The organism is Halorarius litoreus (assembly GCF_024362405.1).
GTDB lineage: Archaea > Halobacteriota > Halobacteria > Halobacteriales > Haloarculaceae > Halorarius > Halorarius litoreus.
This window is the reverse complement of the sequence record NZ_CP101454.1, coordinates 3,265,249-3,278,555: the sequence shown is the minus strand read 5'-3', so window position 1 is coordinate 3,278,555 and position 13,307 is coordinate 3,265,249. Positions and strand designations below refer to the sequence as shown.

The 13,307-nt window shown below is 59.8% G+C and carries 11 protein-coding genes and 3 pseudogenes; 5 read left to right on the top strand and 9 right to left on the bottom strand.

What is annotated here, in order from left to right:
- The first annotated feature begins 87 nt into the window (after positions 1 to 87).
- Positions 88 to 1,463 (top strand): annotated as a pseudogene (locus tag NL126_RS17365) (APC family permease).
- A gap of 26 nt (positions 1,464 to 1,489) precedes the next feature.
- Entirely contained in the window at positions 1,490 to 2,191 is a 702-nt protein-coding gene (locus NL126_RS17360) for a universal stress protein (RefSeq protein WP_255196145.1), read from the top strand.
- A 350-nt stretch (positions 2,192 to 2,541) separates the two neighbouring features.
- On the opposite strand, the gene NL126_RS17355 is transcribed toward NL126_RS17360, so the two are convergent.
- The 3 genes from NL126_RS17355 to NL126_RS17345 all read right to left on the bottom strand — a co-directional run bounded on the left by NL126_RS17355 (position 2,542) and on the right by NL126_RS17345 (position 4,772).
- Positions 2,542 to 2,748 carry a zinc ribbon domain-containing protein gene (locus tag NL126_RS17355; RefSeq protein WP_255196144.1) on the bottom strand — a complete coding sequence of 69 codons (207 nt, stop codon included), beginning with the start codon at positions 2,746 to 2,748 and terminating at the stop codon, positions 2,542 to 2,544.
- Positions 2,749 to 2,875: 127 nt separating this feature from the next.
- Positions 2,876 to 4,216, bottom strand: a complete 1,341-nt coding sequence (locus NL126_RS17350) for a hemolysin family protein (RefSeq protein WP_255196143.1) — start codon at positions 4,214 to 4,216, stop codon at positions 2,876 to 2,878.
- Between the two features lie 286 nt (positions 4,217 to 4,502).
- Positions 4,503 to 4,772, bottom strand: coding sequence for a hypothetical protein (locus tag NL126_RS17345; protein WP_255196142.1), 270 nt, complete (start codon positions 4,770 to 4,772; stop codon positions 4,503 to 4,505).
- Between the two features lie 227 nt (positions 4,773 to 4,999).
- Between NL126_RS17345 and NL126_RS17340 the strand changes: the two genes are divergently transcribed.
- Positions 5,000 to 6,040, top strand: a complete 1,041-nt coding sequence (locus NL126_RS17340) for an AI-2E family transporter (protein ID WP_255196141.1) — start codon at positions 5,000 to 5,002, stop codon at positions 6,038 to 6,040.
- Positions 6,041 to 6,520: 480 nt separating this feature from the next.
- On the opposite strand, the gene NL126_RS22145 is transcribed toward NL126_RS17340, so the two are convergent.
- Positions 6,521 to 6,667, bottom strand: coding sequence for a DUF7563 family protein (locus NL126_RS22145; protein WP_434084150.1), 147 nt, complete (start codon positions 6,665 to 6,667; stop codon positions 6,521 to 6,523).
- 489 nt (positions 6,668 to 7,156) lie between these two features.
- Between NL126_RS22145 and NL126_RS17335 the strand changes: the two are divergent.
- Positions 7,157 to 7,456 (top strand): annotated as a pseudogene (locus tag NL126_RS17335) (TrmB family transcriptional regulator); the annotation flags it as partial.
- Positions 7,457 to 7,485: 29 nt separating this feature from the next.
- Here NL126_RS17335 and NL126_RS17330 read toward each other — a convergent pair.
- Positions 7,486 to 7,788, bottom strand: coding sequence for a HalOD1 output domain-containing protein (locus tag NL126_RS17330; protein WP_255196139.1), 303 nt, complete (start codon positions 7,786 to 7,788; stop codon positions 7,486 to 7,488).
- 230 nt (positions 7,789 to 8,018) lie between these two features.
- Here NL126_RS17330 and NL126_RS17325 point away from each other — a divergent pair.
- A pseudogene (locus tag NL126_RS17325) lies at positions 8,019 to 9,692 on the top strand (transposase).
- Between the two features lie 411 nt (positions 9,693 to 10,103).
- Here the strand turns inward: NL126_RS17325 and NL126_RS17320 are convergent.
- The 4 genes from NL126_RS17320 to NL126_RS17305 all read right to left on the bottom strand — a co-directional run bounded on the left by NL126_RS17320 (position 10,104) and on the right by NL126_RS17305 (position 13,249).
- Positions 10,104 to 10,646 carry a GNAT family N-acetyltransferase gene (locus NL126_RS17320; RefSeq protein WP_255196138.1) on the bottom strand — a complete coding sequence of 181 codons (543 nt, stop codon included), beginning with the start codon at positions 10,644 to 10,646 and terminating at the stop codon, positions 10,104 to 10,106.
- Positions 10,647 to 10,862: 216 nt separating this feature from the next.
- Positions 10,863 to 11,900, bottom strand: a complete 1,038-nt coding sequence (locus NL126_RS17315) for a tyrosine-type recombinase/integrase (protein WP_255196137.1) — start codon at positions 11,898 to 11,900, stop codon at positions 10,863 to 10,865.
- On the bottom strand, positions 11,890 to 12,306 hold the full coding sequence (locus NL126_RS17310) for a DUF5805 domain-containing protein (RefSeq protein ID WP_255196136.1): 417 nt from the start codon (positions 12,304 to 12,306) through the stop codon (positions 11,890 to 11,892). The genes NL126_RS17315 and NL126_RS17310 overlap by 11 nt, the downstream gene beginning before the upstream one ends.
- Before the next feature lie 532 nt (positions 12,307 to 12,838).
- Complete coding sequence (locus NL126_RS17305; protein ID WP_255196135.1) at positions 12,839 to 13,249, bottom strand: DUF7124 domain-containing protein; 411 nt, start codon at positions 13,247 to 13,249, stop codon at positions 12,839 to 12,841.
- Positions 13,250 to 13,307 lie beyond the last annotated feature (58 nt).

Below are 13,307 nucleotides of genomic sequence, written 5' to 3'. Positions count from 1 at the left end.
GGGTCACACTCATTTACACCTGGCCGATGTAGTAGACAGCGGAGTGCTCCTCCGGCCGAATCGTCGAACCGAGATGGTGAGAAACCAATCGTCGATCGTCCGGAGACGACTGACGAGGCGACCATCACCGAAGCGGGGACCGAACTCGAGCGCACCATCGGGCTGACCGGTGGCATCGCCATCGGGATCGGCACTATGGTCGGTGCGGGTATCTTCGTGTTTCCGGGGATCGCTGCTGGACAGGCTGGCCCCGCGGCAGCCGGTTCGTTCGCTATCGGCGCTGTGGTCGCGTTGCTGGTCGCCCTCCCGACCTCGGAACTGGCGACGACGATGCCCCGCAGCGGCGGCGGCTACTACTTCATCTCGCGGGGGATGGAATCGCTGTTCGGTGCGGTCGTCGGGCTTTCGCTGTGGTTCGGGCTGGTGTTCGCCTCCGCGTTCTACCTCGTCGGCTTCGGCTTCTACGCGGACGCCGTGCTCGCGAGACTGGGCGTCTCACTCGGCGGCTTCGACGTCGCCGTCCCGCTGGCGCTGGTGTTCGGCGCGTTCCTGACCGTGTTGAATGCGACCGGGACGGAGAACGCGACGAAACTCCAGAACGGCGTCGTCGGGATTCTACTGGCGATCATCGTCGCCTTCCTCACCTTCGGTGGGCTCTCCGCACTCGGACTCATTGGCGATCCCGAACCCATCGGTGAGCCGTTCCTGTCGAAAGGGGCATTTTCCGTACTGACGACTGCTGCGCTCGTGTTCACGTCCTATCTCGGCTTCGCGCAGGTGGCGACCGTCGCCGGTGAAATCAAACGACCCGGACTGATCTCCCGCTCGCGATGGTGGGGTCGGTTCTCATCGTGGGCGTCCTCTACGTGGCGACGGTCTTCGTGGCGGTCAGCGCGTTCGGCAGCGAGCGCCTCGCCCCCCTCGGGAAGACGGCGATGGTGACGGTCGCGGAAAGCTTTCTCGGACCGCTCGGCGCGTTCGCCATCCTCCTCGGTGGGTTACTCGCAACGGTCTCGAGCGCGAACGCGTCGATCCTGAGCACGTCCAGAGCGATTTACGCGGTGAGCAAGGACGCCCTGCTCCCGCGGTGGGCAAGCCGAATCAACCTCAGATACGGGACCCCACACGTCGCGCTCGGGATGGCCGGCGACCCGATCCTCACTCTCGTCCTGCTCGGCGAGGTCGAAATCCTCGCCGAAGTCGCCTCGTTCCTCCACCTCGTCATGTACGGGTTGATGTGCGTCGCACTGATCGCGCTTCGCCGGAACGAACCCGAGTGGTACGACCCGGACTTTCGCGTGCCCGGATATCCGGTCGTCCCTGCAATCGGGGCGATGGCTAGTTTCGCTCTTATCGGATTCATGCAACTCGCCTCCCAACTCATCGGCGTCGCGATCATGTTGCTCTCGGCGCTGTGGTACTACTATTACGCTCGCGACGTGACACTCAAGGGGACGATCTAATGACTGAATCCGAATGAACCGTGCTCGTGCCGGTTGAAGTGCTCGAAGGTGAAGGCGTTCCGGCCGCAGTCATCGGGCTCCTCTCGACGCTTCCGGTGGTCGTCCTCGGCTATCACGTCCTCCCCGAGCAGACGCCGCCGGGACAGGCGCAGCTGCAGTTCGAGGAGCAGGCACAGGCGAAGCTCGACGATCTCGCCGCGGTCTTCCGCGAAGCAGGGGGTGACGCAGAGACACGGTTGGTGTTCACCCACGACGAGGAGCAAACGCTGAATCGAGTGGCCGACGAGACTGGATGCGACGCGATTCTCATCCCGAATCCAGCAACGCACATCGAGCGGGGTCTCGTTCCGCTCCGGGGGGAGGTGGACGTCGCACGAATCGCGACGTTCGTCGCAGCGATGAGCGGGACACGCGACATCAAGGTGACGCTCTTTCACGTCACGGACTCGGAGGACGCGACTACCGTCGGGGACTCGATGTTGGACCAGGCGGCGGGGCACCTGCGCGAAGGGGGCCTCGACGCCGCTGCGATCACGGAAGACGTGATCGTCTCCGAGACGCCAATTCAGTCAATCGCAACAGTTGCGACAGATCACGATGCCGTAGTCATGGGTGAAAGCGCTCCCTCGCTTCGCACGTTCCTCTTTGGGGAGGCCGCCGAACAGGTTGCGGTTCACTCTCTCGGTCCTGTCGTCGTCGTCCGCCGCGAACGAATCCACACCCCCTAGACGGGGGAGGCGACCCCCGGGGTTGAGCGAACGCCTCGGGGCTCGATTCCTAGCGACTCGCTTGATCATAGCAGTTTCGTCTGGTGGCGCGAACGCGCCACCCTTGCTCGCTACGACTTTCAGCTACTGCTCGACCCGACCAACAATCCTCTACCCAAGCGCGTTGTTCCATTTCTGGACCCACACCTACCCAGAGCAATAGCAGAGAGACTACGAGATTACTGAGAGAACCGTCCTTGTTCGAAACATTATGTCCAGCCCCGGAAATGCTATGACAAGGATTCGGATTTCCGGTTCCTATCGAAAGAAGTCTCGTCTTGCGAGATAGTGCGGAGTGAGAACGTAGTGGATTAATCACTCGAGGCCGTCAGCGGGGCCTCCAAGAGGCGTTCCGTGATAGTTGTGTAACAGACTGGGCAGTCGAATATTTGGCGACCATGCTCCGTCTGAACGGTCCAATCTCCGGTGACATCGCTCTCGTGACCGCAGTGGGGACAGAAGAGAGTCGCCTTCTGGCGCGAGTCGGCTTCGGACGTGGAAGGCTGTTGAGCGGGCATGGTAAGTGAATACAGTAGGGGTTGGACGGGTATAATCCTGTCCGCAGTGATTAATCAGACACTCCGGATTACGACCTCTCGAATCGCGCTGGGGCCCGTTCCGTTTCGTTTCCGAACGACCCTCACGCTACTTATCATCCGCCTCCTGTGCTGCCTGTGCCTCTCGAATCACAAGTCGTTCGATTCGAGTATCATCGACAGCCTCAATCTGAATGACGTAGCCGTCCACATCGATTTGATCGCCCACTGCAGGAACTCTGCCGAGGCGACTGAAGACCAGTCCACCGATCGTCTCGACGTCGTCGCTCTCGAATCGAGAGTCGAGCCGGTCGTTTACGTCCTGAATGGTGACTCCTCCGTCGACGACGTACGCTCCGTCGCTTCTCTTCTCGATCGACGGTTCCTGAGAGCCTGTATCGAATTCGTCTTGGATATCGCCCACGATCTCTTCGAGGATATCCTCGATGGTCACGATTCCCTCGAAGACGCCCCACTCGTCGACGACGACAGCCATCTGGCCTTCCCCACGGGTCTGAAAGTCGGCGAGAATCGCGTCGATCCGACGCGTTTCCGGGACCGTGAGGACCGCTCGTGCGAGCGCACGCGCTGTGACAAAATCTTTGGAATCCGCATCGGTTTCACTCGCTCGCAGGATGTCTTTGGCATGGACGAATCCGAGCGGCTGGTCGCCGTCCTCGTCGAGCACGAGATAGCGCGTGTAGGTCCCGGCGGCGGCAACCGACCGGAGTTCCGAGAGCGGCATCGAAGCGGGCACGGTCTCTACGTCTGGACGCGGGACCATGACCTCGCGGGCGACCGTATCCCCAAGTTCGAAGACGCTCTCGATCATTTCGACCTCGTCGAGGTCGATATGTCCCGTCTCCTCCGAACGGGTGAGGATCATCCGAATCTCAGATTCGGTGTGGGTTTCCTCGCTCTCGGACGCCGGGGAGACACCAGCGAGGCGGGTGAAGTAGTTGGCCGTGCCGTTGAAGACGATGATGCCGGGCACGAACACGTAGTAAAAGAATTTCATGAGTGGGGCCAGGAGGAGCGCGACACGTGGAGCTTCCTGGATAGCGAACGTCTTCGGCGCGAGTTCGCCGAACACCACGTGGAGGAACGTGATGAACCCGAATCCGAGGACGAACGCGACGAGGTGAACCGCTCCCGCAGGAAGCACCTGGCCGAGGACGGGGTCGATGAGCGCTGCGACAGCCGGTTCACCGATCCAGCCGAGACCAAGCGAGGAGAGCGTGATGCCGAGCTGACTGACAGCCAGATAGTCGTCTAGATTCTGGATGACCTCCTGGACGAGTGCTGCCCCCGGTTTGCCCCGTTCGACGAGTGCGTTCACCTGCGTGGGACGGACTTTGACGAACGCGAACTCCGCCGCGACGAAGATCCCGTTCATGATGACGAGGAAGAACGCGAGAAGCAGTCCGCCGAGAGAAATCAGATCGACCATAATCAATTATTGACGCCTGGACACTTGTAGGGGATGGATGCCGTACTGGTCTCCTGCGGTCAGCGTTTCCACGAATCGCGGGTATCCGCGATGCCGAAAGCGTCGGTACTATCCCTCCCTACTCGCTCTCTACTGTCCGCTCGTGAAAGGTAGCGGTTTGCGGTTCTGTCGAAATCCTGTCGATTCGGCACTGTTCCTACTGAAACAGCCGTTAAATAAGTGTACACATCGGTCACGCTTTTGCGCGTGCCAGCAGTCGCTTCCACGGGCGTCCGTGACCGTCGCTCTAGATGCCGAGCCACTCGTCGCTCGGTACCTGGTAGCCGTTCGCCCGACAGAACCTCGTCGCTTGTCGGCGCCCAGCCCGTGAGGTCGGGAGTTTTTCTTTCTCGTGGATTTGATCGACGATCCAGTCGCTGATGGCTGTGATCCCTTCGTCGACGTCATCGGCGTCGACCGATCCGAGTTCCTGGAAGGTCATCTCGTACGCTTTGCGCTGTGTCCAACTGAACTCCGTATTTCGAAGCGTCTCACTGGATCCGACGACTCGTTTCATCGCCGCAGCAACTGTCGGCCGCTGTACCAGCACTCGCACGTTCTGCTGAACTCACCCTCGATATTCAGCACACCGCTTGTATCAACTTCGGAAGGTTTCAACAGAGCCAGTCTGGCGTTATTGTGTCCGTTCACTTTGTGCCCGTACTCGGAGTCGGTGACGACCACTGACAGATGGCCCGATTCTGCACACACAAGTCAAGGATGAGGGGAATCTCTATACTGAATATGACTGAACAGAGAGATTCTCAGCATTGGTTTTCGGACCATGTTGTACTGTCGATCTTGGCGGTCGTGAGTGGGGTTCTCGGCCTCCTTTTCGTGTTCACACAGCTTCAGTATATCCTGCTCGCAATCGTCCTCGCATACGTCCTCGTACCCGCACAACGGACGCTCGAGCGTCACACGAGCTCAGCTACAGCCGCCCTCGTCCTCATCTCGCTTTCGGTAGTTGTCCTCTTCATCCCGATCGCCTATATCCTCACAGTCGCAATTCAGCAGGGACTGGGGCTGCTAACCGCCCTCCAAGCAGGGGAACTCAGTCTCGACATCGTTCAGGCTCGACTCGAAACCATTGGTTACGTGATCGATGTCGACCTGTTGTACGCGACCTATCAAGAGCCGATCGCGAGCGGGTTGCAGCGTCTCGCAACCGGCGCGGTAACCGTCATCGGCGGTCTCCCTGGGGTGTTCATCGGACTCACCGTGACGGTCTTCGTACTCTTTGCGTTGTTGCGAGACGGTGAACAGTTCGTCACATGGTTGCAGTCGATCGTCCCGCTCTCTGATCGTGTGGAACGAGAACTTCTTAGGGAACTTGACGCCCTTATGTGGGCGTCAGTTATCGGGAACGTCGCCGTCGCGGCGGTCCAGGCGGTACTACTCGGCATCGGATTGGCGCTCGTTGGTATGCCCGGGGTTGTGTTCTTGACCGTGGCGACATTTGTTCTCACGTTGCTCCCACTCGTTGGGGCATTCGGTGTCTGGCTTCCGGTTTCGGGTTACCTGTTCGCGATCGGCCGCCCCACTGCAGCGGTACTGCTTTTCGTCTACGGGTCGGTGGTCAGCGCCTCGGACCTCTATCTTCGACCGGCGATCATCAACCGGAGCGGGGCGATCAACGTCGCGACCATCGTCGTGGGTATCTTCGGGGGAATCGTTCTGTTCGGGGCCATCGGCCTGTTCGTCGGCCCTGTCATACTCGGCGGCTCGAAGGTCGTCCTTGACCTGTTTGCCCAGGAGCGAGCGGACTCGACCGTCGGCCGATAGGGGATAGGTTCCGCCATCGGTCCTCACGTGACCGTGGCCGCGGTACCATCTTACCCGCCGACATCGAACGTTTGACACACCGCGACGGCGTCGGACTCGCTGATTCGAATATGATGAGATTCGGTTCCGAGTGTCGCTACCTACTCACCTCTTGTCCCTTGTACAGACAGACGAGCATGGGTCGAGTTCGTCCAGTCAGGACGAATCTCCACCGAGCGGGGTTTCCTCACGGTGTCGACGAAGAGTGTGGAGGGTTCCGTCGGATTGCACCGCTAATCGTGCGGGACAGTACTGTTTACGAGCGTTCCGCTGCAGTGAGGACAGGTGCTCGTGTCGGTGGGGTCCTCGATGCCGTCTCCACAATCACGGCATACGTAGAGTGTTGCCTCTGAACCGGAGTTGGGTATCGTTGTCATTATCTGTTGGTGGTTGCCGTACCGCACGTCAGCCATCGATCGGGAGCGGACGCACTCGTCGGCGTCACGAAGTATCCCGTGACGCAGCTCCTTCGACCAGTGCGGTGACTGGCAGACAGCTGCGGCAGCCGTAGATGTCGTCCTCGTTGTCCCCGAAGACGCGGGCAAATCGTGACGTTGCGAATCCACCGCACTTGTTGCATTCTGGCATTGTTCAGTGACCTGGGAGGACCTGGGAGGGACGCCCCTGTGGTCGATCGTTATCCGCGCCGTCCACGCGCTTCGCGCCCCTGATGTCGTTGGTTCGCCTGTGCAACGTCCTCGGAGGTGGTGTTTTGTCGACCGCCCCTCGTGCTCGGTGCCGCGTTTCTCGACGCGGTCGGAACGGATTTCGTACCATGTGTAATCGATCCGCCGGTGAGCGGACACCGGGACTAACGCGCTTCGACAGCATCAAGTGACGACATTTTAACAATCTGGTGCTTTTTGAGTAACCGGGTGACATGGGCGTCGAGGGGACTCCAACGACGGGTCGACTATCAACGCAGGGGTGTGCAGGCATCCATCGTCACTCACATAATCAAAATAGTCTCAAGTGTGAAACTCGTTACAATTGATACACCTCTGGAGAGAGCACGCAGTATGACGAACCACAGTCTCGATGCGTGTCTCCAGCTCGTCGCCAACCGGCACCGACGCCGACCTTCTCATCGGCGCACTAACGGAGTCGCTTCAAGCCCAGATCCAGACGGCCGTGCCGAACGCGACGACGTTCATCTCTGGCCTCGAGTGGCTACACGGCGAGGACGTTACTGAAGACGAGACGGCGATCGGCCGCCTCCTTCTGGTCGATCGCTCGACGATCCTCGTGAATTCGATCGTGCCCGGCACCAAAACGGAACAAGCAGTCTTCGGCGAAGGCTTCGGGAATGGCCTCGTCGTCATCTCCCGACGGCTCATGGCTCAGGGGTTGTTGATCGCCCGCGATCCCAAGCAGTAACTCGCCACGAGCAACTATTTACAACTCCGTCAGCGGACGCAACTGTCAGAGGGTTCTCGATCGCGTTCGTCGTAGGAACGGTCTTCGAGCAACTGGAGCGTGAGATACTCGCCATTGTCGATTGTGATGCAACAACCGTGGTACACGAACGAGAGACGTCCGCCCGTCCGAGGAGTTCCGTCGTACCGCGGGTCGAACAACGAATCTAACGCAGTCGGATCGACGACATCCGCCAGCGGTCGCAGGGAACATAATTCACGGCCGTCAACTGCGCTCACCGCGCGTTCGACGGCCGTGCTGACCGATTCCTCCACCCCGATTTCGTACTCCACAGGTCTGATTCGTGCTACACGACCAAAAGCTCCGAAGTTTTTCACCCGAGTTATCAAAACATGTTTCACATTGACGGGCTGAACCCGCGTGTTGGCACACACTGGGGTCGGTGGAGTAGAACGAAATCTAAAGATGCTGCAACTTCCGCTCGGAGGGACAGCTAGTGCTCTTTTCGAAACAGGCGTGTCTGATTCATCACACCATCTAATTGGAGATAGTACTAGTACTGATGGTTCCGATGCATGACTCTCGACGTGCCGTCTTTCGGGATATTGCACGGGCTCCGTATACTGAGTGGCCTGCCTACGATTCGACGCCACTCTACAATCGGGTTCACTCGATGCGCTTCAGGAGGATATCCGAACGGTTGGGCAGCGGTGGTTCAAACACGACCATCACGGGTCGGTGGAAAACGTTGTATGTCAATACCCACTGGCCTACTTCCGGTTCGACGCTCACGACCGTTATGAGGGCTCGACACGATACAAGATGGAACCCCTCTTTCGGGTGTTTGTTCTGAAGGAACTCCACGGGTGGGAGCACGAAACAGCACTCGTCGACTACCTCGATCATCGCTCTGACCTCTACGAGCAACTGGCTTTCGAGACGATTCCAGACCAGTCGACGCTGTGGCGCAGCTGGCACGAGCGTTTCACCGCTGACCTCCGAGAGACAGTCGAGACGGCGGCTCGAACAATCCTCATCAAAGCCCAGACTGCAGGTGTCGCGGTTCCACGTGACCCGGAGCGAAAGCTTCGACACCACGATGACGATCGAGAGGACTCAGACCCCGACGACCAATTCGTCCAAAAACCGGCTGAGGAGATTACTGACCATGTCAGCCACGTCGTCTTCCCCGCGTTCTCACTGGACCGTGGCGAGGGCTGTGAGATCCACGAGAACGCCTACTGGAGCTTACAGACGTATCTCGGGCTTCGTGAGAACTTGGCCGCCAACGAAGGCGCTCGCAGCTTCGTACACGAGTCGACGCGGGAGCGGACACCACTCGGACACGCTCATCGCGACCACATTCGTGATCTCTCTATCGAGCAGATTCACGAGATGTATCGACAGGCGATCCGGCAACTCATTGACGAGGTCGCAGAGACGGAGGAGTTCTTCCGCGCAGGAACCGTCGCGATCGACATCACCGAAGCCGATCCCTTCACAGGCGACCGAACCGGCCACGAGGACGAGATCATCGGAACGAAAGAGAACACCGACGAGTACGCCTATCAGTGGGCGACAGTCCAGCTGGTCGGGAATGCAGTCCCGCTCGTCCTTGATGCCCGTCCGGTACGGAAAGGCGAGTCACGCAAAGAGATGGTAGAGGACTTGCTTGATTCTGCCGAGGACCTGGTTCACGTCGATAACGTGCTGATGGACCGGGAGTTTGACAGTCAGCACGTCTTGGAGATGATTAGCTAGCGGGGACTCTCCTACGTTGTGCCCAAGCGGATGCAGACCAGCGAGAGAGCCCAGGCTAAGCGATTGCTCCAGCGCGACCAGGGTCGGAATGAAACCGATCGGAAGCTCCATCTCGGAAAGAACGAATGGCAGAGACGACGCTGATCTACCGTCGGAAAGAGGGCTCAGAGCATGCCGACCATCGACAGTACTCGGTGTTCATGACGAATAGAGGAGTGGACACCTCACCGAGTACGGCTATCGCTGGGAGATTGAGAGCGGGTACAAATCGATCAATCGGTTCATGGCCGCGACGACCTCGAATAATTTCGTGCTTCGGTTCTTCTACTTCGCATTCGCGTGTCTCTTGTACTCAATCTGGCGAGCGGCTGATTTGCTCGTGCAGGTCAAGTTGACCGGTGAATACGAACATTCGCCGATCGTGACGGCCGATAATACGCTCACGCTGCTGAAGAAGGAGACAGGAATCGGATAGTGAGGTGCTCTGTTCTCTGTTCGGGTTAGCGCGCCGTCTGAGTGGCTACACTGCTGAACATCTCGAAAATTCGCCCATATGGGTGACAGTATGACAAGAGCGGTCGTTTGGAGAACCATCTGAGACAGTTTCCGATGACCGAATCGGTCAAGTTCACGCATCGCAGTCCCGCGAACCCCGGTGTAGTCTCAACTTCCACAGCACCTGGATTCGATATAGCAGTATGTGATGTATGCGTTCGGCACGCGAGCTTCCCGGGCATCGAAGACGGTCGAACGTGTGTCGCGAGGATCTGGAGGTGGCTCCCAGGTTGATCGACTGGCCACTACCCTCCGGCCAGGGCATCCTCGACCTCGAACCCCTGGTTCCACGGGCGAGATGTGGGCTCGTCCGATAGAGATACGGGCCCTCCTATCGACGCTCGTGCTGCCACTCGGGTTCCAGAAGGCCGAACACGAGGGTGTCACACCGCTCACCGTCGGCGAAGTGGCTCTCGCGAAGCCGACCCTCTTCGGTGAACCCCAGGCGAGCGAGGAACGCTGCGGAGTGGTCGTTGAACGCGAACACTTCCGCGTGGATTCGGTGCGCTGCCAGCTCGTCGAACGCGTATTCGAGCAGGAGCGAGACTGCCTCCCGCGCGTACCCCGCTTCCCGAGCGTCGGGGACGAGCCAGTAGGCGAGTTCGAACGCATCGGCCTCGTGGTCAAGTTCGAGTAACTCCACCGCACCAACCGGGGTGGTCTCTCGACAGACCAGCAACACTACCTGGGTGTCGTCTGCGACGAACTCCTGATAGTTCGCCTCTTCCTGGGCTAGTGTGAGTGGGACGTTCTGTTCGCCGGTGGCCCGGCGCATCGCCGGGTCGTTGCTCCACCGGTGAAGGAACGGGACGTCTTCGGGCTCGACCGTTCGCAACGTGAGTCGGTCTCCTTCGAGGAAGACGGGACCTGGCATGATACCACGTCTCTGCCGAGTCGTAAAACGCCTTTCCTCATCAGAACCAGTGAGAGATGGGGTCTCTGGGCCGAATTCGTGTGTTCTGAGAGAGAGACCAATGGGGCGATTTGATATCGCAATATGGGGTTTATGGGTTGTGCTGCAGACACGGCCTCCAACGATATTTGATACTCGAACAACAGTTATCGGGTCGAACCCTGCCGAATCACTGCCTCAGAGCAGCGAGTAGATGTTCGCTTCGTACACTTCGCGGACGCGGTCGCCCCAGTTGTGGGTGTACGTGTCGATGATGTCGCTCGCGACGTCGCCGCGGAGGTACTTCACGACGCCCCTGTCCCCGGTTCTGTCCCGGAGGTGGGTGGTGAAGAAGTGGCGGAAGTAGTGGGGGGTGACGTTCTCCTCGGCGCCGCCACCCGCCCGGTACCAGCCCGCGTCGCTGGCGTACGAAGAGACGGTCTGGCCGACCATGCCGATGGTCAGCCGCCGGCCCCACTCACTCGTCGAGCAGAAGAGCGGCTCTGCAGGGGTGCGGGCGTCGGGGCGGACCGCGAGCCACCGCTTCAACACCCCCTTCAACTCCTCGTCGACGGGGATGACCGTCGAACGCTTGCGCTTGTTCGACTCGGTCCGCTCTTCGCCGTTCACGACCGCACCACGAGACGGTTCGTTCGAGACGAACAGCGAGTCGGGTCGCCCATCTAAACCGCCTCTGTGGGCCGTTCCGTAGGCCTCTGCCACCTCTGGGTCGTCGAGGTAGAGGTCGCGCAGGTCCAGGTTGCAGAGTTCGCCGACACGCACCCCGGTCTTCAGCAGCGTCACGACGACCGCCCGGTCGGGAGGGTGACGGATGCCGTGGACGAACTCTCGCATCGCGGGCAGCATTATTTCCCGCCGTGCCGGGTCTGTGTCGATGGACTCGTCCATCTCCTCGACGACGAGCGTCATGGGGTTGCTGTCGAAGGCGCCAACCTGGACCATGTAGCCGTAGAAGCGGTTCAGATACGCCGCGTAGGTCGCGATCGTCGACGGTGAGCGTTCGCCACGCAGGGCGTGGACCCACGCCATACACTCCCGCTGAGACGCCGCTGAGAGGCTCGTGCCGCGCTCCGTCTGGACGAACGTCTCGAAGTCCCGGAGCACTCGCTCGTACGCCTCACGCGTCCGCTCCGTCTTCCCGTGGTACGTGAGGTCCTGCAGGAAGTATCTGACCGGGTCGTCGGGGTTCGGTCCGCCCGCAGCGTCACTCGCCATCGCCCACCACCGTGTACCCACCGTGCCGGCCGCTGTACTGGATGCGGTTCTCCTGCTGGAGCTCGCCGAGTGTCTCGTCGAGCCGATCTTCGATGTCGTCGGTCAGTCCCGCAACGAGTTCCTCCCACGAGAGGTGCGACCCAGATTCGAGCAGTTCGAGTACCTGCCTTTCGAGGCCATCTACCCCCGGGGTAACGTCCGGGGAATGGTCTTCGGCGGGCTTACTCGATGATTGGTCGCTCATCCCTTCGAATTCGAAGCCTCTGCGGCCCGCCTGGACCATCGTTCGGACGAACTCGGCCTGACTCATCCCGAGTTCGTCGGCGTGGCGCTTCCACTCGGATTTCTGATACTCTGGGACGTAGGTTCGAACGGCAGTCCGCCCAGTGTCCTGCTCCGAATCCATGTGTCTCCACGCTCACACGCCAGGGACTTCAATCTGTGTCAGACGCTGGAATAAGGCCACTTATCCAACGTTCCGAACCCACGTTGGAAGGGGTTCCAAGAAATTTATCCGATTTTCTAGTGCCACAAGTTGGGTATTTGGTGGCACAATATCGGATACAATATTCGCTGGAATGGTTGGCTACCCAACTATTCCATCTATGGGCCGCGTCTCAGATCCGATTCGTTCAATTGTCACATTGGCACTCGATGGACAATGTGTCAGGTATGGTGAATAGGGTATCCCAGCCACCCTTGTCTCGAATTTCGGTGAGCAATCTACGACCACGAGTGTAGATAGGGAACTTCGAGGTGAGGCGATGGCCCACCGGGGCCAGGACACGACGCAGTGATGCATACGATGAGTTGCGAACAGCGTGTCCTCCCGGCCTGCGTGGGCCACGTATCTGTGGCTGCCCAGTCTTCCCAAACTGTCTCAGTCCGAACCCACACTTCGAGCCGCCCACGGACGTGTGAGCGGCCCTATGGGGGCTTCAGGGCCAATCGTCCGTGGACGTGTCTACTCTGCTGGAATCCGTCGGTTCGGGGGTCGAGCCGAGCTCCCAACCGGCCTCCGTTGCGGCGGTCTCGATGTCGAGATACTCCCAGCCCGCAGCTTCTGCCTGCTGTTGGTGGTCTGTCCCTGTACCGACGTGGACGTATCGCCCGGTGTCGAAGTGTTCGCGCATGTGTTCGAGCGTCTCACGAGCGCTCACCGGATCGGGCGAGAAGTCCTGGCTGATGGCGTGTTCCCGCGTGAACTTGGTCAGCACGTGCGGGGGTCGGTCGGTCACGATACCGACGTGTTCGCTCCAGCGAGCGGCGTCAGCGACGGCCTCTCCAGGGGTTTCGAGCCGGCGGAGTGCCGCCAAGTCGAACGCCAGCGTCAGGCGAACATCGTCCATGTGACGACTCCGGGCGCGGGCGTCCAAACAGCTTCGGTTCGACCGGCAACATCTCGCA

What these genes read in the sequence shown, in the direction of transcription:
- NL126_RS22145 (WP_434084150.1), bottom strand. Translation starts at nt 6,667, where the DNA reads ATGCCAGAATGCAACAAGTGCGGTGGATTCGCAACGTCACGATTTGCC.
- NL126_RS17305 (WP_255196135.1), bottom strand. Translation starts at nt 13,249, where the DNA reads ATGGACGATGTTCGCCTGACGCTGGCGTTCGACTTGGCGGCACTCCGC.
- NL126_RS17350 (WP_255196143.1), bottom strand. Translation starts at nt 4,216, where the DNA reads ATGGTCGATCTGATTTCTCTCGGCGGACTGCTTCTCGCGTTCTTCCTC.
- NL126_RS17310 (WP_255196136.1), bottom strand. Translation starts at nt 12,306, where the DNA reads ATGGATTCGGAGCAGGACACTGGGCGGACTGCCGTTCGAACCTACGTC.
- NL126_RS17355 (WP_255196144.1), bottom strand. Translation starts at nt 2,748, where the DNA reads ATGCCCGCTCAACAGCCTTCCACGTCCGAAGCCGACTCGCGCCAGAAG.
- NL126_RS17345 (WP_255196142.1), bottom strand. Translation starts at nt 4,772, where the DNA reads ATGAAACGAGTCGTCGGATCCAGTGAGACGCTTCGAAATACGGAGTTC.
- NL126_RS17320 (WP_255196138.1), bottom strand. Translation starts at nt 10,646, where the DNA reads ATGCCAGGTCCCGTCTTCCTCGAAGGAGACCGACTCACGTTGCGAACG.
- NL126_RS17315 (WP_255196137.1), bottom strand. Translation starts at nt 11,900, where the DNA reads ATGGCGAGTGACGCTGCGGGCGGACCGAACCCCGACGACCCGGTCAGA.
- NL126_RS17340 (WP_255196141.1), top strand. Translation starts at nt 5,000, where the DNA reads ATGACTGAACAGAGAGATTCTCAGCATTGGTTTTCGGACCATGTTGTA.